At 41.3% G+C, this 17763-nt stretch carries 11 protein-coding genes; 5 read left to right on the plus strand and 6 right to left on the minus strand.

Annotation, left to right across the window (positions count from 1 at the left end):
* The first annotated feature begins 200 nt into the window (after positions 1 to 200).
* Both KO534_RS00645 and KO534_RS00650 read left to right on the plus strand, forming a co-directional pair.
* On the plus strand, positions 201 to 698 hold the full coding sequence (locus KO534_RS00645) for a Rab family GTPase (protein ID WP_354667892.1): 498 nt from the start codon (positions 201 to 203) through the stop codon (positions 696 to 698).
* Positions 699 to 722: 24 nt separating this feature from the next.
* On the plus strand, positions 723 to 1766 hold the full coding sequence (locus tag KO534_RS00650) for an HD-GYP domain-containing protein (RefSeq protein WP_215926136.1): 1044 nt from the start codon (positions 723 to 725) through the stop codon (positions 1764 to 1766).
* A gap of 96 nt (positions 1767 to 1862) precedes the next feature.
* On the opposite strand, the gene KO534_RS00655 is transcribed toward KO534_RS00650, so the two are convergent.
* Positions 1863 to 2291 carry an organic hydroperoxide resistance protein gene (locus tag KO534_RS00655; protein ID WP_215926138.1) on the minus strand — a complete coding sequence of 143 codons (429 nt, stop codon included), beginning with the start codon at positions 2289 to 2291 and terminating at the stop codon, positions 1863 to 1865.
* Positions 2292 to 2416: 125 nt separating this feature from the next.
* Here KO534_RS00655 and KO534_RS00660 point away from each other — a divergent pair, with 125 nt between their 5' ends.
* Complete coding sequence (locus KO534_RS00660; protein WP_215926140.1) at positions 2417 to 2854, plus strand: MarR family winged helix-turn-helix transcriptional regulator; 438 nt, start codon at positions 2417 to 2419, stop codon at positions 2852 to 2854.
* Between the two features lie 209 nt (positions 2855 to 3063).
* On the opposite strand, the gene KO534_RS00665 is transcribed toward KO534_RS00660, so the two are convergent.
* From KO534_RS00665 to KO534_RS00675, 3 genes are all read right to left on the minus strand, one after another.
* Positions 3064 to 4557 (minus strand): S41 family peptidase, encoded by a 1494-nt coding sequence (locus KO534_RS00665; RefSeq protein ID WP_215926142.1) that lies wholly within the window; start codon positions 4555 to 4557, stop codon positions 3064 to 3066.
* A gap of 281 nt (positions 4558 to 4838) precedes the next feature.
* Positions 4839 to 5969 carry an S-(hydroxymethyl)glutathione dehydrogenase/class III alcohol dehydrogenase gene (locus KO534_RS00670; RefSeq protein ID WP_252731861.1) on the minus strand — a complete coding sequence of 377 codons (1131 nt, stop codon included), beginning with the start codon at positions 5967 to 5969 and terminating at the stop codon, positions 4839 to 4841.
* 54 nt (positions 5970 to 6023) lie between these two features.
* The gene (locus KO534_RS00675) at positions 6024 to 6350 is read right to left on the minus strand and encodes a DMT family transporter (protein ID WP_215926144.1); all 327 of its coding nucleotides are present in this window, start codon (positions 6348 to 6350) and stop codon (positions 6024 to 6026) included.
* A 181-nt stretch (positions 6351 to 6531) separates the two neighbouring features.
* Here KO534_RS00675 and KO534_RS00680 point away from each other — a divergent pair, with 181 nt between their 5' ends.
* Positions 6532 to 7413 (plus strand): LysR substrate-binding domain-containing protein, encoded by an 882-nt coding sequence (locus KO534_RS00680; protein ID WP_215926146.1) that lies wholly within the window; start codon positions 6532 to 6534, stop codon positions 7411 to 7413.
* A 106-nt stretch (positions 7414 to 7519) separates the two neighbouring features.
* Here the strand turns inward: KO534_RS00680 and KO534_RS00685 are convergent, their stop codons facing one another.
* Together KO534_RS00685 and KO534_RS00690 are read right to left on the minus strand one after the other, a co-directional pair.
* On the minus strand, positions 7520 to 11731 hold the full coding sequence (locus KO534_RS00685) for an alpha-1,6-glucosidase domain-containing protein (RefSeq protein WP_215926148.1): 4212 nt from the start codon (positions 11729 to 11731) through the stop codon (positions 7520 to 7522).
* A gap of 257 nt (positions 11732 to 11988) precedes the next feature.
* Entirely contained in the window at positions 11989 to 14115 is a 2127-nt protein-coding gene (locus KO534_RS00690; protein ID WP_215926150.1) for a pullulanase-associated domain-containing protein, read from the minus strand.
* A 506-nt stretch (positions 14116 to 14621) separates the two neighbouring features.
* On the opposite strand from KO534_RS00690, the gene KO534_RS00695 reads away from it, so the two are divergent.
* Positions 14622 to 17594 (plus strand): TonB-dependent receptor, encoded by a 2973-nt coding sequence (locus tag KO534_RS00695; protein ID WP_215926152.1) that lies wholly within the window; start codon positions 14622 to 14624, stop codon positions 17592 to 17594.
* Positions 17595 to 17763 lie beyond the last annotated feature (169 nt).

Raw genomic sequence — 17763 nt, forward strand, 5'->3', positions numbered from 1 at the left:
TGTATCGTGCCAACTTTTGTATAATTGACAAAGACACCGATATCTTAAATCATTGACCTAACTAACTAATTTAAAAGTAAAAATGACCAAAGTAACTGGCCTAGAAAAATTAGCTTGTGGCGACTAACCTCTAAGTTGAACTGTTCATTTGTAACACTTACGAATGTGAAAACTAAGTGATTCATAAAGGAAAAAATAGTGTGATACAAAAGAAAATTTGCTTGTTAGGAGCATTTTCAGTGGGTAAAACCAGTTTGATTAAGCGCTTTGTTGAGAGTATTTTTAGCGATAAATATCTGACAACTATCGGTGTGAAAATCAACAAGAAAAAGCTATCTATCGCCGATCAAGATATCAATCTAATGATATGGGATTTAGAAGGTGAAGACGATTACACTGAAATTAACACCAATTATTTGCGTGGTTCAGCGGGTTATATTTTAGTAGCCGATGGCACAAGAGCCAAAACCCTAGATTCAGCTTTATCTATTCATAAGATGGTGCAAGATTTACTTGGCGATATACCAGCGGTACTTGCCATAAATAAAGCCGATATCGAAGATCAATGGCTTATATCCCCGGCATCAATTAATGATATTGACAAAAACCTCACCGTTATAAAAACCAGTGCCAAGTCTGGCGACAATGTTGAAGAGTTATTTACGACTTTGTCACAGAATATGGTGGGTACAAAATAATCATTACAGTGGAGTAAAAAAAACATGTCAGCAACTACGCTAGAAAAACTTTATTCTGAGCTTGATTTTGCTGTGTTGTCCGTATGTAAAAACGAGCTGATGACCTGTTTAACAGAGCCGCCAAGTTGGTTTAAGCATTTTTACCCCAGTATTAACAAAAATCATCAACTGAACCAAGAAGAGTTGCCCGGTTTTTTACAACATTTTATGTTCGACGCTGAAAACCATTGGCAACGTAAGCAACCAGGCCAATTAAAATCTGGGTTATGGGTGGAAGAAGCTCCAGATGGCACAGAATGGCTAATGGAGGCAACAGCAGTATTGGTAGAAGATGACAGATTGCTGTTAATAAACCTTACCGATAAAGATCACGGCACCCATCAGAAAAAGCAACAACTGATGCGAGAGAATTTACTTACCAAAGAAAAGCTAGAGCTTGAGGTACATCGCAGGACCCAACAAATCCGCGAAAGGGAAGAAGAAATCGCAATTAGATTAATTTCTGCCGCAGTGCAACGAGATGAAGAAACAGGCGCCCACATTCGTAGAATCGGCCTATATTCAGCCGAAATGGCCAAAGAACTTGGCTGGCCCATGTCTCATGTTGATGATATCAAACTCGCCGCTCCTATGCATGACATTGGGAAAATTGGTATTCCAGACAAAATTTTACAAAAACCTGGCCGTTTGACCGAAGACGAATTCGCAATAATGAAAGATCATTCGCGAATTGGCGGCGAAATGTTAGCAGGAAGTGGTATCTCATTGCTCAATACCGCATCTATTATCGCTAATTATCATCACGAAAAATGGGATGGTTCTGGTTATCCTGATGGTTTAAAAGGTAAAGAAATTCCTGAAGCTGCCAGAATTGTGGCTATTGTGGATGTGTATGATGCGCTAGTCCATGAAAGAGTCTACAAAAAAGCGTTTTCTGAATCTAAAGCCCTAGCAATCATGGATGAAATGGCCCAAGACCACCTTGATCCAGATTTATTTGCTGTATTTTTGTCAATAATAGACAGAATCAGAGAAATAAAAGATCGGAATCAGGATGAAGAAATCTAAACACAGCTAATGGGAAAAGCGACAATATAAGGTGTAAAGCATATTTTGTGTAAAAATATGCTTCCAAAAACATAAACCAAGTAACTTTGTAGGTCACTAAAGTACCGATAGTTCAACCGCAATATTGCCGCGAGTTGCATTTGAATACGGGCAAACTTCATGTGCTTTGGCAACTAACTCTTCAGCGGTAGTTTTGTCTAAATCGGCAACAAACACCCCCAATTTTACTGCAATTCCAAATCCACCATCTATTGGTCCAATGGAGACTTGTGAGTCAATACGTGTATCAACAGGCAACTTTATTTTAGCTTGGCCAGCCACTAGTTTTAGAGCACCAATAAAACAAGCAGCGTAACCAGCCGCAAACAATTGTTCAGGGTTAGTACCCTGACCATCATCACCACCTAAGCCTTTTGGAGTTGAAAGTCTGACATCTAAACGACCGTCATCTGACTTTGCAGTGCCTTCCCTACCACCTGTAGCCGTTGCTCTAGCGGTATATGCGGTTTGGATTAATTTTTTCATTGTTTTCCTTATTAAGTTTAGCGATTAATTTATTTTGCACGCAAAATAACAAAGCAAACAAAACATAGTTGCAAATACTTTGCATGCAAATTAAAATATCTTGTCTGAAAGTATAGAGAACCTTAATGAATTACTCGCAATTAAAATTGGATAATCAAATTTGTCATCGCTTGTATATGGCGTCTAATTCTGTTGTAAGGGCTTATCGCGACGCGTTAAATCAACTAGATCTTACCTATCCACAATATGTGGTAATGATGGCGCTATGGGAAGAAAACAAAATGAGTATTGCGGGCTTGTTAAACAAGACCAAAATAGATGGCGGCGCCATGACTCAAATTCTAAAAAAAATGACTGATAAGCAGCTTTTATCAGTGGTTATAGACAAAGAAGATAAGCGTAAGCGCCTTGTTAAGTTGGAGTCACATGGCCTAAAACTGCAACAACAAGCTGTTGATATTCCAGATCAGATTCGCTGTCGATTTCAGTCGATAAATACTCAGGAAGCGGACCAACTAATGCACTTACTCGACAAACTCAATTTAGCTTTCGAAAATCCCTAATCGTAATGAATTGCAGAATTAACAAGCCATTGTAGCAAAGACAATTATTAGACCTAAAAACCACAATATAGCATCATTCCATTGACTGATTTGTGATTAAAGCCAAGCGCCCTCGCCTGATTTATTATATGTATTTTTTCACTGGGCAATAGATTTGCCCAGTGAATTCGGTTAGCAACTGCGAGTAAAATTCGAGCCACCCTATGACTTTACTGTAAAATATCTAAAGCCGCTAAAATACCACTGTCTTTTTGGTTTTCACGATCTTGGAGGGCAAAGAAAGGCACCACAACATCAGCGGGCACCCCCACACCTTCAAGCCATTCATCATTCGGAGTGACATAATATTCGTTAGACATTCCTAAACTATGTCCACCTGGTAATGCCCACTCAAGCACATCAGAAAATATCCCTTGGGTAGCTTCACCTACTAGGGTGACATGGTCTAATTGCGTCATGCTTAAAGAAAAGGTTTCTGCTGCTGAGGCGGTATCTTCACTGATTAATAATACAACAGGTTTACCGGTATATTGCACAAAACCAGAAGGTGAAATAGTCGATTCTATGGTTTCTGTCACTCCCGCACCATCTCGGGCATACTTCTTATAAGCCAAAAACTCTGCTTCTGTGAAACGACTCGCTATCGCCAAACTAATGTAGTCGTTACCGCCGCCGTTGTAACGCACATCAATAATTAAGCCACTAGTTTCAGATAAATCGCTGAGCGCTTCGTCAATGGCTTCATTAAGGTTACTTAAGGCCGAACTGGTTTGTGCCAAATCATCTTGATCTTCATTTACAGTGCTGTAACCAGTCATTCCATTAATATGTAAATAACCTATATTATTGATAGCAAACCAATATATCTGCTCAGATTGATCAATCCCAATATCAGTAGTGGCGTAACTGGTTATTATGTTCTGTTCCTTGGCAAATTCCTGATCGATATAGTTATTTATATCATTCAAGGTGTTGTCGCTAAATTCGCTGCCATCTAGAGGATAACTTAGACCATTCGCTGTGGCGTACTCCTCAACCAAATCATACAAATGAGTTTGTTTAGTGAACGATAAAATGGTTTCACCAGTTGCGGTATTCCACTTATTGTGGGTGTCTGCCAACGCTTCAAATGAAGTAAAAATGGCTTCATACAAAGTTTCATCGTTTTCAGTAACTGTGTTACTCAATTCATAGCTCAATGTTGGCCAGTCCACATTATTTCTTGAAAAATCAAGATAGTACTCGTCCATGATCTGAGTGTATAACTCGAACATCTCGCTATTAGTCAGCGAAGATTCAGGCGTTAAAATTTGATCCGTGCAAGAAGCAGGTAACTCAGTTTGCTTGTCTAAATTTCGAGATGGCGCACCAAAATCTTTGGTGCCATAACCTGCAATCCAGGTTAATGCGGTTTCATCGGTGGTTAGCTCTACACTGCGCGTTAACTCGCTGGTGTTTAAGTTTTCAAAGCTGGTTTGCAATACACAATAGTCACTGGTGTATTTATAGTAATCGACGCTATTCTCTTTTACGACTAAAGCGTCAGCATAGGCGGATGATACCCAAACGCCTTGATAATTTTCAGCAATAGTCGCGCTCGACTGTCCAGCGCCAGGGGATTGAGTTGTTTTTTTGTTACTGCCACATCCTGCAAATAAACTGGCTCCAACAAGCACTGCAACTAACGTTAATTGACCTTTCATAATTGTTCTCCTAGTAAAATAGACTGCGATTAAGTTGCACGCAGTTTGCATTTACCAAGGTCAACACAGGGTGAAATAATCTAACTAAATGAATATTCACTGCTTGATCCATTTACGCAATGACATTTGCCTTTAGATTTCTTGTTTGGGAATAAACAGACGCGACGTTTTGATTGGTTTTAAGGCATTTAAACCGAGGCAAATTTTTGCAGAGCAATGCCTCGGTTTTAGGTAGCCGCAGATCTAAACGACTAATACCTTAATATACTTGAGGATAGAAACTAACGATCAAAATGTATAACGGTACGAATACTTTCGCCTTTGTGCATTAGTTCAAATGATTCATTAATGTCTTCGAGTGGCATAGTATGGGTTATAAAATCGCTGAGCTTAAATTCGCCCTGTAAATAACGTTCGACGTAATCGGGTAATTCTGTGCGACCTTTAACCCCACCAAAAGCAGAGCCGCGCCATACCCTTCCGGTCACTAATTGAAACGGCCGAGTTGAAATTTCTTGCCCCGCTCCGGCAACACCAATCACCACTGATTCGCCCCATCCTTTATGACAACACTCTAAGGCTGAACGCATAAGATTAACGTTACCTACACATTCAAACGAGTAGTCCACACCGCCATCAGTTAAATCCACAATGACATCTTGGATCGGCTTGCCATAATCTTTCGGATTAATACACTCAGTCGCACCTAATTTTTTTGCTAATTCGAATTTGCCTTCGTTAATGTCAATGGCGATAATGCGACTCGCTTTTGCCATGGCGGCACCGATAACCGCTGAAAGACCAATACCACCCAGACCAAAAATGGCAACCGTTGCGCCCTCTTCTACTTTGGCAGTATTCATTACCGCCCCCATACCAGTGGTGACACCACATCCAAGTAAACAGACTTCTTCAAGTGGCGCGTCTTTATTGACTTTAGCCAGAGAGATTTCTGGTAATACCGTATATTCAGAAAACGTAGAGCAGCCCATGTAATGAAAAATGGGCTGGCCATCTTTGTAGAAACGTGTGGTTCCATCAGGCATTAAGCCTTTACCTTGAGTTTCGCGTATTTTCTGACACAAATTCGTTTTGCCTGATAAGCAAAATTTACATTCTCCACATTCAGGGGTGTAAAGGGGAATAACGTGATCGCCCACTTGCACACTAGTCACACCTTCGCCAACTTGCTCAACAATGCCACCACCTTCGTGACCTAAAATCACTGGAAATATTCCTTCAGGATCTTCGCCCGACAAAGTAAAAGCATCGGTATGACACACACCCGAAGCTATGACTTTAATCAACACTTCACCTTTACGAGGTAACATAACGTCTACCTCTTCAATAGATAAAGGTTGTTTGGGTCCCCAGGCTATCGCTGCTTTTGATTTAATAAATTGATCTGACATATTTTTCTCACTTTGTAACTAATGTATATTTAAAGATTGTTGATTAGCGCGTCACTAATGGGCGTGGCCTTGTGAAAGGTTTATTACCGCAATCCCTATTGCCACCAAAACCATTCCAATCCAAGTTGTTAATTCCATATGCTGGCGATAAATTACCGTAGACAATAAAGTCACTGTGATAATGGCTAGCCCTGCCCACAACGCATGTACAATGCCTATTGGCATCTCTTTCATTGCTTGCCCTAAAAACATAAACGCGGCTAGATGCCCCAACAAAACCAATGCGCTAGGAAGCGGTTTAGTAAAACCATCTGTCTCTTTTAATAAGACATGGGACATCGCTTCTGCGGCAACGCCTAGAAAAAGAAATAACCAACTCATATATGCTTCCTATTATGTTATTTAATCCGCACACACTCGGTGATGTTATTGCGACTAAATGCAATGACTTTATGTTCAGTTGAGTGGCTGCATAGCTAAGTACAGGATGCCATTATAGTTATTTCCAAATAAATGATAATATACCGATTCATTAATTTACTTTTACATATAGGTAATAATCATGCAGTGGGAAGGTATTAGCGAATTTGTTTACGTGGCTGAAAATGAAAGCTTTACACTCGCGGCAAAAAAAATGACTGTATCTACGGCTCACGTTAGTCGCCAGATAAGTGCATTAGAAGCACGACTCAAAATAAAGTTATTCTATCGGACAACACGTAAAGTTTCGTTAACCGAAGAAGGTCAGGTTTTTTACCAACATTGTCGCAGTGTGTTAGACGGTTTAGACGCCGCTGAACGTGCCATTACAAACCTGCAATCCAAACCACAAGGTAAAGTCAAACTCACCGCCCCCGTCACTTATGGGGAACAGCAGATATTGCCACTAGTCAATGATTTTATGAAACACTACCCCGATGTTGAAGTGACCGCCTATCTAAGTAATCAACAAATGGACCTATTAGAAGGTGGCTATGATTTGGCGATCCGCCTAGGAAAGTTGAATGACTCTACCATGATTGCCAAAAAACTGGGGAACAGAACCAACTATATATGTGCGTCTCCTGTGTATTTAGAAAAGCATGGTACACCGCAAAATTTAGCAGATCTCAATAAACACAGTTGCCTGTTAGGTACCTTAGATTATTGGAATTTTAGCGAAGACGCTAAGGAAAGAAAGTTTCGTGTTTCAGGAAGACTGCGTTACAACAGTGGTTTTGGGCTAGTAGATGCAGCGTTAAAAGGCTTAGGAATAGTGCAATTGCCAGATTTCTACGTACAAACTCACCTTCAAAATCGAGAGCTGGTTTCTTTGCTCGATAATTATCGAGCCCCCGAAAATGGAATATGGGCTGTGTACCCTCAAAATCGTCATTTATCCCCAAAGATACGATTGCTGGTGGATTACCTAGCACAACACTTAATACCCATTCATATAAATTGACCAGTAACGCAAAACAAGTGATTTAAATGACTCTAAATCATTACAACGCCAACCCTGTTAAGAATTGGCGTTTAATACTGCAATCCGCTTAAAATGCTTTGCCTGGCTAAGGCGCACATTGCTGAACAATAAGGCTAGCAACATTTTTACTCGTTTCAGGATCAGCTTGGTTTAAAGTCAACAAAAAACTATAACTCGCCGCTACTAAACTGATTTGGTTATTAGTTTCACCCGCATCATTGAAGGCAACAGGGTAATTCACACCCAGCTGTAAATTGTCGGTCTTTATATTTCCCTCTTCGGTTTGCGCCCATAATTGTGTAGTCCAACTGCCATCATCAGAAGCAATTTTAAACTGAAACTCACCCGAAAATTCTGCAACGGCCTGATAGATGTTATTACCTTTATAATGCAATCGATATACTTCATCGGCGGCCCAGTCTGAATGACTACCGCGCACGTAAAGTTGCCCTCCACCAGCAATGTCAAAAGGGATATCTTGGGTTGAATCCTGTAACTCAGCACAATTTACCGTGGGTGAAACATTTTCAATTCTCAAAATTGGGTTTGCTTGGGAAGAAAGATCGAGTTGAAATTGATAGTTGCCTTGATTAGCCAAAGTAAAACTAATATTTCCGTCACTATCTGTGCTTGCAGTGACAGAATTTGATTGGATTTGTACATCGCCAAAGCCAAGGTTTATTAACGAATAATTAGCATCAGCAATTTTTAAGGAATGTGTGCCAGCAGTGAATACATAATCGATGCTATAAATGCTATTGCCCAAATAGGAAAAAGTATCTTCTGCAGTTAACCCGTTGTCTCCAAAATTATTCATCGAACCTCGCAGAAAAATATCGGTATCACCATAAGGAGGCGATTGCGACTGATTCAAACTTGCATCTGCCGCTAGTCCCACTCCTTGGGCTCCCGACTGAGGTTTCACAAATATTGCTGTGGTTAATGCCGGAACTGTAAAAGTGCCACCATTGTTGCTTGTAACAAATTTAGCGTTTTGTACTATGGTGTCAGCTGAGGTTTGTTGCACGTTATGCAACTCAAAGTCACTAGCGGTTAAGATACTTTGAGACTGTTCGTTGGAAGTACCATTGATCACTACTACAATCGCATCAACATTGGCATCTAAGTCTACTAACCCACTTCCATCATCAAGGCTCATTACAATCAATCCTTGGGTTTGTGTGGAACCTGTATTATGAAACCCTACACGATCTATAACGTCTTGGGCCGTGCTAAGCCTAAATAGTTTGCTAGAGCGGCGAATAGCCAAAAACTCTTTAAATACCTCGCCAGACAGTGTTATGTGGTGCATTAAGGGTTGCGCTTCTACGTTTGTTGCCAAGTCAGCAATTAAATTCCACTGTTCTTGATTGTTCTCAGCCATTGGTAGACCCATGTTCCAGTTGTTTGTGTCTTTGCTAAAGTCCACCTTATTAAACCAATCTCCTGCGTCGTAACTATTTCTGTCCATTGATTTAGAACGCAATAAGTCGCCACCTAGCTGTAAAAACGGAATACCTTGACTGATTAAGGGGATGGTTCCCGCAATGTTTTGTGCCCGTACTCTGTCATCAACAGACATGTCACTGGCCAACCCATATTGCAGCTGATCCCATAGTGTTTCGTTATCATGTTTAGACACATAATTAATCACGTCAGCTGGGTCTTTGGCATAGGCTGGTTTTGCAGAAAATGCGCTGCCTAATTTTACATTGCCGTTTTTATCTTGCAGTTGGTAATTGGCTAAGGTTCCTGCCAAACCCAGACGGATGATATCTTGGTCGTCTGCACTGCCAGAGGAACGAAATAACGAGCCACTACGAATAATATCTCGTGGACGGTCGTTAAATGTGCCCACTTGGGTTTCCGCCATATTGTTTTGATTAGCTTGAGTGTAACCGTTGTTATTTCGAGTCCAACCTTCGCCGTAAAAATAGTTATCTGGATCTAATGTTTGAATCACGCTTCTAGCATTAATAATGGAATCTTTGGAATTGTTACTCATGATATCGAAACGAAATGCGTCAAATTTGTAGGCTTGAGTCCACAAGGTAAGCGAGTCAACCATCAGTTTGTCCATCATTTTGTGTTCTGGTGCGGTATCTTCACAACAGGTATCGTGCAGCACATTTCCAGAAATCAGGTCTCTGCGGTGATAATAGCCAGGCACAACTTTATCTAAAACTGAATTTTCATTTAAACCAGAGGAACTAGTATGGTTGTACACTACATCCAGCGACACTCGCAAACCTGTATCATGCAACGCTTTAATCATGGCTCGCATTTCTAAAATACGCGCGGTCCCATCTGGATCTGAAGCATAGCTGCCTTCTGGCACCGAAAAATGTTGAGGATCGTATCCCCAGTTAAAACTATCTAACCCACGCATAGCATTAGCTAACGCTTGGGCATCTGAGGTACTAGGTTCATAACTTTCGAATACCGATAATAAGGTCGCAGAGCCATTCTCTGCGCCACATACAGGGGCTGTTGTGTTTAGTGCACATAAATCTGCGACTGTATCAGTAATATTGACGCGACTAGTTAAATCTTCACCGATAGAAGCAATGTCGTTAGCCGGTAACAATTGAAAATGTGTCAAACCCACTTCAGCTAGAGTTTTAAGGTGCGTAGTAGGCAAAGAGTTTTGCTGTTTAAACCCTAAATACTTACCACGGTTCACAGGTTCAGTGCTTTCATCTAGAATGCTAAAGTCGCGGATATGGCCCTCATAAATAACCGCATCCTCAGGGTCGATAATACTCGGCGAAACATGGTTGTCCCAATTCTCTGGTTTTAAATCGCTATCCCGTAAATTGACAAACTGAGAATAACTGCCATTGGTAGACAAAGACACTGAATATGGGTCTGTGGTTTCCAAGGTCTCAAAGCGCTGGTTAATTTGATGATAAACAGTTAATTCAAATCGATAGAATTGCCTATCCACACTGCTGTCTAGATCAATTGACCAAATCCCCGTTTGTGGATCTAAGGTCATCATCTCATTAGATTGCAACACCTTGTTAGCATTATAAATATTTAGGGTGACTTGTTGGGCAGTTGGAGCCCAAAGATGAGAACTGATCCCGTTGTTATGATACTCCAAACCCAATAATGCCTCATCGGCGTCTTGCGTACCTGATGTATACAAAGCATCTAATATTCGCGGCGTTTGCACATAAGTTGCCGCAATCACAGCGCCGTTATTATCATAGGCAATGGCCAACAACTTTTGGGTCAACATTTCTCTAATATCAGAAGTCGAAGAGGTATTTGCGGTATAGGCATCTAAATCTTGATACCTTGGCATTCCAAGAGTGATCGCTGGATGAGTGCCTGATAGCTGCGGTGTAAACTCTATAAACTGCTGACCTTCAATCCCAGTTTCACCATTGTATCCCATGTCGTCTGTATCAGCGCTATAGACACGAATTTTCGAGACTCCACTACCGTTGACATCCCAAAATACCGTCTCTGGATTGACCCAATGCGCCGCAGTATCGGCAATCAATGCCCCAGATGGAAATAACACGGATTGGCTATAAAGCTCAGCAATACCGGATAAGGTCCATATCATTCTATTGCCAGTTAGATTGGCTCGATGATCGGCCTCACCAATGTCTTTTTGATCACCTTTGTGAAGGATAAAATTAGCACATTCTCCGAACCCGGCTTTTAATGGTAAAACCCAATACGCCCCGTAGTTAGGATCGACTCCAGATTGAGCTTGTCCTTGTGTCCATGATGTACCTCCATCAGACTCAAAATCGGCGTAAGCGTCACAACTCTGGTTATTCCACAAATGTAATACCCACCCCTGATAATTTGCATCAGGTCGGTTATAAAAAACCACTAGTTCGTTTTCTGCAGCGGTGACCTGTGGTAATGGCAAACTTGGGTTGGGGTTTTCTAACTTCAACGATTGATTTTGGCTAGTTGTGGCATTACTGGTATCGGTAACAGTGAGTTTGGCCTCCACTGAACCATAATCTGCGTAACTGACAACCGTCGAGTCTGTGGCAATACAGTCAGCAATTGAGATATCCGCTAGTTCATTTCCAGGACTCAAGACGCAACTTAAGACATCGTTATCCGCATCAGAAATGGACCACGAAAAAGTCACCTCCAAGGCATTTGTGGCACTGACTTGAGTGGAGAAATTAATTATCGTTGGAGCACGATTTTCGGTTACTGGGGCAGGATCATTGCTGTTTCCGCCACCACCACCGCCACAACTAACCAATGCCAATGCAAAAATTGCGAGAGTGAGTTGTATTAACTGTTTACAATGCCCCATGTAAAGACTGCCTTTTAACCTATCGAATAGTGACGATATGCTAAGGGTTTAATAACGCGCCGAACAGTGACTACATACGTATTCACAAAGTTAAAAATATGTAATTAAATGGTTATCTATGCATTGAGCCTTTTTCGATGCACAAAAACAATGGGATACGAAAAAGCCGCGGGATTAGCGCGGCTCGTAAAAGCTTATCTAAGGTTTTAGGGTGAAAAATCTCCCTACCCTTTATCCTTTATCCTTTATCTTTTTAATTAAGGAACTAATACCACCGTTAGAACGGGTGCTGCAGAGTCCGAAGCGTCAAGCGAAAACTTGTAGGTTCCAGCAGCAGCGATATCTAGGGTGATATTTTGTGCCACTCCCTCACCGAACACTAGACTTTTGGCGATATCTAATTCTAATGCTTCGTCACCCGTAGTCGCACCAAAGTTAGTGGTTTCCGACCAATCGGCATCGGCAACTTTGAACTCGTAAGATGCTGCATCAAGTTCATACTCAGAGCTATATACATTATTACCTTCGTAAACCATTTCTTGGGCATTACTCCATTCATTCATGGTGCCTTTTACGTACATTACAGTGTCACCATAAGGTAGGACTTGAGTCACTGTAATAATTGGCGCGGCAGGATCAGTAGCGTCCAAGGTAAAGGTATAATCACCCGGCACTGTTATATCCAGTGTCATGTTTTGTGCAATTCCTTCACCAAACACTAGTGTCTTAGCCGTGGCTAATTCTAATGCTTCTTCTCCAGTAGCGGCGCCAAAGTTTGTCGCTTCAGTCCAGTCAGCATCAGCCACTTTGAACTCGTACGAAGTAACGTCTAAGGTATAAGTTGAACTATAAATATTGTCGCCTAGATATTCCATTGCTTGCAAATTACTCCATTCATTCATAGAGCCTTTCACATACATCTCGGTAGCGCCATATGGAGCAGCATTATTTACCGTAAGAATAGGTGCTGCTGGGTCAGTTGCGTCTAGGGTAAATTTGTAGTTACCCGCATCGGTTATTGTCAGAGTGATATTTTGAGCCACTCCTTCACCAAACACTAAACTCTTAGTTGTATCTAGTTCGAGTGCTTCGTCACCTGCGGCCGCTCCGAAATTAGTGTCGTCTGTCCAATTAGCATCTGCCACTTTAAATTCGTAGTCAGCCGCTTCTAAAACAAAGGTTGAAGTGTAAATATTATCACCTTCATACACCATAGCTTGAGTGTTACTCCACTCGTTCAAGGTACCTTTAACATACATAACACGATTAAGTGGCACTTCTATCACAGTTAAAACAGGCAATTCAGGATCAGTTGCGTCAAAGATAAATTGATAATTTGCATCGGCTGCTACAGTCATAGTGATGTTTTGACCCACATCTTCACCAACTACAAGAGTTTTGCCTTCGCCTACAACAACCAGCTCTTCGGTAGCCGTTGCGCCAAAAGAAGTGGGCTCAGACCAAAGATCATCAGCAATTTTAAAACTATAGTCATCTGCTGAAGCAGGAAGTGACGCCACCATGGTATACACACCTTCAGAATATTCGAAAACGTATTCTTCGTTGGTGGTCCAATCATTAAACGAACCTTTTAGATAAAGTGTGGCTTCGCCAGGAACAAAAGTCTCTAGTGCTGTAGGGTCATCAATACAGGCGTCGCCGGCTTCATTCAATATTTGCGGTTCTTCACAAATAAGTGTTGAGCCACCTGGTACCACTAGTGATTCAAAAGTACGAGGATGCGGGAAGACTATGTCTAAACCTTCTAGTAAAAAGAAACGATTAGTTGGATTCACAATCTCATCGGCAAGTGGCGCAATAGCGGTAAATTGAACTTGAACACCTGCATCAAAATTATAAGGGATCCAGTTACCACAATTTTTGTTTACTGTCGTATCTAATACCCAATACACACCAAAGTTTGGATCGACGCCCACAGGATCGATTGGAATGCCCCAGCTTGTTCCGGTGGTTTCGCCACCTGGTGCATCAAACATTGACCATGACGTACAAGTACCTTCGTTAAAGGCATGTAATCCCCAGCCCGTGTATTCTCCACTAGTTAGCTGATAATATAGAACGACTTCGCCGTCTTTAGGGATATATTCTGGCTCAGGCATGGTAATGCCATTCGCACCGTCTGGCCATGCGCCAATATCCATGACACACAAACCTTGTTCATTTGCGACTTCAGGATAGTTACAAGGAACAATGACAAGTTCACATGCCGTACCATCTTCAGTTATCGTTTCAGGTGCTTTACAGACTAAAACTGAATCTGCGGTGCCGCTCAATCCTACTTGATCGCCTCCACAGCTAGACAATACTGCTGCAGAAAATGCAAACAGCAAAGTAGTTAAAAGTTTCTTCATGTACATAGACATAAATGGTTTCTCCAAGTGTGTTACTCAGCTTCCAGCTTACATGCCAGCAGCGTCGATGGTTATTTCTCTAGTTATTAAAAATGACACTGTCACGTAATCAAAAAACTATTCCAGGAGTCCTTACCATCATGCTTAGCGACGTAAATCGCATCCACAATCATTCGAGCAACGCTATTGTTTATTAATTGTAATATGTTGTAAATGAAATACATGGCTTATGAATACGTATTCATAATTTGCAACAGATTCAGCCAAAAACAAATATCTACTTGTTTTTTAAGGGTTTATTTATTTTAAGACGTAAATGTTGAACGATTTCGTGATTTTCACATGTTAATAAAAGGTTGTATTTGGGCCCCGAGCTATTAGAATTTTCACCGTCACGTTACACCTAAAACTTCCTAACTAAGATACGGATTATCGAATATTTTTACAGTATATAAAGGCGCTGCTTATTGACGGTGTCTGGTCTGTAAGTTACTAGAACACACTAGGAAATAAATATAATGAAAAAATTTAAACCGAGCTTTCTAACGCTCAGCCTTTTAGCCGCGGGTCTAACTATGCATGCAGGTGCGAGTTTTGCTCAAGAAACTGACGCAGTGGCTGAACAAGATAGTGAATTGGAAGTTATCCAAGTAAAAGGGTTTAGAGGTAGTGTAATCAAGTCTCTGAATACCAAACGTTTCGCTGACACAGTTGTCGACGCCATATCTGCAGATGATATAGGTGGCCTACCCGACGTATCCATTGCTGATGCTTTAACACGTTTGCCCGGTGTCACCTCAGTGCGCCGTGACGGCCAATCTAGTGAACTTAACATACGTGGTTTATCGGGTGGTTTTGTTCTTTCTACTCTTAATGGACGTGAACAAGTCTCCTCTTCTGGTGGTCGCTCGGTAGAGTTTGATCAATTTCCATCAGAACTTATTTCAGCCGCACAAGTCTATAAATCTCAAAAAGCGTCGCTCATTGAGGGCGGTGTAGCTGGTACAGTAGAATTAAAAACGGCCAGTGCCTTGGATAACGACGAAGATCAAAGAATTCGTCTGTCTGCCCACGGTAATACCAATAATGCCGTTGCAGACAGCGAATACCTTGATTCCATAGGTCAACGTTTTACCGCCTCTTACCAAGCAAAAATGCTTGATGATACTTTTGGTGTGTCAGTAGGTGTGGCGTTAATGAAACAACCTACAGTTGCCAATCAATTTATTAGTTTACAGTTTGACGAATATAGCGAAGAACTTAACAATTCATTTTCCGCGGATCATGGTGGGATTTATGATGGTTTACCTGAACAATTGTTTGTCTCTGATGGATTCGAGTTACATGACAGAGGCGGTGAAGATACCAGAAATGCCGTTGTTGTTGCCTTAAACTGGGAGCCTCGGGATAACCTTCGTTTTCAATTCGATGGTTTTCATTCAGAGTTTGATTCTGAAAAATTTGACCGTGGTTTAAGAGTAGATGGTTTATCGACTGTTCGCTTAGCGTCTTTGGGCGGCACACCTAATGGAGGTGTATTAACCAATCCTATCCTGTCGGGCAACACCATAATAGGTGGCACCTTTTCTCGCGATCCTAACAATATAGCTGATGCGCCCCCTGCCCTGACTTCACAGTATGGTGGAATACGAGTACAGACCCAAGCCGATGACGCAACAACTGAAAGCTCGGTATCATCTTGGGGCTTAAAGGGAGAATGGGATGTTAATGACGATTTGTCAGTAACAGTGGATGTTGCACATTCTGAAGGTGACGAAGACAGCAAAGACAGAGTAATGCGTATGGCTTACTTTGAAGACGCCAGCATAGACACACCAGTAATTGATGACGGCTTAGTTGTGCAATATCAGTTAAATGGGCTGAAATCCCCAACTGTTAGTTTTAATCGTGATTTTACTGACTTAGATCATATGATGGTTGTCGCAGCAGAAGCTTATCCTCGTATAGAATCTAACTCGTCTGATGCAATTAAAATTGATTTTAAATATGAACTCGATAACGAGTTTATTAGTTCAGTTGAAGCTGGGCTGCGTTCTTCAAAACGTGAGTATTCATTAGAGCGTGGCAGATTTGTTTACGGTGTAACAGATCAAACTTCACGTAGCGGACAATACATTACCTACGGACAAGATGCCGACGGAAATACAATCGAAGTAGAGCGTTTTCAGCCTTATCAGTTATCTTCTGATGAAGTAATGATTTCGAGTTTAGGCGGTGACTTTTCTAATATGCCTCAATATTTGGCTGTAGACGTCAATCAGATATTGAACAGTTGGATCCCGAATGTAGACCAAACCCCCACTACAGACTGGAACAATGCTTGGACCCTAACTCAAAACAATGTGATTGAAGAAAATGTCACCGCAGCTTATATCCAAGCCAATATCGACGCAGAATTAGGTGATTTTCCGGTGCGTGGTAATTTCGGAATACGCGCAGTTGAAACTGAACAAAAGAGTACCGGTTTAATTGATGTTGGACCGGGTAACGGAGATCCAATTGCTGATGACAATGGCCTTATCAGCACAAACTACGTTCAAGGTACAGAAGGCACAACTTATACCGATTATTTGCCTTCACTGAACTTAACCTTTTCACTGAATCGAGAGCAGCTGATTCGTTTTGCAGCGGCAAAAGTACTATCTCGACCCGATATGGATACCTTAGCCTTAGTAGGTGGTATCAGTATTAATGAACGAGAAGGTTCCCAGTTTTTAGATTACAACAGTGAAACCAGTCCGTTTTTGCGTCCGTTTTACGCCAATCAAATCGATATCTCCTATGAGCATTATTTCTCAGAAACAGATGGCGCATTTATTGTTGCCTTGTGGAACAAAGACATTACAAACTTTGTTGGAACAGTCACTGAAAAAGATTTCGATCTTTCGCAAATAGGTTTTGACATTCCACCTATATTTGACGCTAACGATGTACCTATCCAGCTCGAAGATGGTAACTACACCCACGCAGAAAATAATGGCGAAGGTGGATATATGCGCGGAATTGAAGTGGCGTATACACAAACCTTTAGCTTTTTGCCTGATTTGTGGTCGGGCTTAGGGGTTAACATTAACTGGTCATATACCGACAGTGAAATTACCCGTCCGTCGGCAGTACCGGGTGAAGCAGGGTCAGATGCACCACTTGAAGGTTTATCCAACAGAGTATTTAGTGGAACATTATTTTATGATTACGATGAGAAACTTAATGCGAGGGTAAGTGTGCGTCATCGTGGTCCATACCTAAGTGAACAAATTGCTATAGGTAGCGAACAGTCTGCTTACTTTAATGAAGAAACCATTTACTCTGCGCAAATGTCGTATAACTTTTCAGAAAACTTGCAAGCAGTGGTGTCGGTTGACAACTTAACCGACGAACCCAACATTTCGTATTTTGGTGAAACCAACCGTACCGGTACCATCCAATACTTCGGACGTACTGTGTATTTTGGGGTTAACTACAACTTGTAATTGTTAGGCAAAGAAATAGAAGAGCCACTTTATGTGGCTCTTCGTTATTCTCGAACTGCATTTTTTTAAACCCTAATCATTTATAACCTTTGTGTTAAATGAAGCACGCAGGATTTAAACTAACCACTAGTTTAATAACCTTTAATCTGAAAGATTCGTTGTAAATATT

The sequence above is a fragment of the Paraglaciecola arctica genome (assembly GCF_018861065.1).
GTDB classification, from domain to species: domain Bacteria; phylum Pseudomonadota; class Gammaproteobacteria; order Enterobacterales; family Alteromonadaceae; genus Paraglaciecola; species Paraglaciecola arctica_B.

Excerpts from the sequence above, each read along its gene's own strand:
- KO534_RS00660 (WP_215926140.1), top strand. The coding sequence starts at position 2,417 with ATGAATTACTCGCAATTAAAATTGGATAATCAAATTTGTCATCGCTTG.
- KO534_RS00690 (WP_215926150.1), bottom strand. The coding sequence starts at position 14,115 with ATGTCTATGTACATGAAGAAACTTTTAACTACTTTGCTGTTTGCATTT.
- KO534_RS00650 (WP_215926136.1), top strand. The coding sequence starts at position 723 with ATGTCAGCAACTACGCTAGAAAAACTTTATTCTGAGCTTGATTTTGCT.
- KO534_RS00685 (WP_215926148.1), bottom strand. The coding sequence starts at position 11,731 with ATGGGGCATTGTAAACAGTTAATACAACTCACTCTCGCAATTTTTGCA.
- KO534_RS00680 (WP_215926146.1), top strand. The coding sequence starts at position 6,532 with ATGCAGTGGGAAGGTATTAGCGAATTTGTTTACGTGGCTGAAAATGAA.
- KO534_RS00665 (WP_215926142.1), bottom strand. The coding sequence starts at position 4,557 with ATGAAAGGTCAATTAACGTTAGTTGCAGTGCTTGTTGGAGCCAGTTTA.
- KO534_RS00695 (WP_215926152.1), top strand. The coding sequence starts at position 14,622 with ATGAAAAAATTTAAACCGAGCTTTCTAACGCTCAGCCTTTTAGCCGCG.
- KO534_RS00670 (WP_252731861.1), bottom strand. The coding sequence starts at position 5,969 with ATGTCAGATCAATTTATTAAATCAAAAGCAGCGATAGCCTGGGGACCC.
- KO534_RS00675 (WP_215926144.1), bottom strand. The coding sequence starts at position 6,350 with ATGAGTTGGTTATTTCTTTTTCTAGGCGTTGCCGCAGAAGCGATGTCC.
- KO534_RS00655 (WP_215926138.1), bottom strand. The coding sequence starts at position 2,291 with ATGAAAAAATTAATCCAAACCGCATATACCGCTAGAGCAACGGCTACA.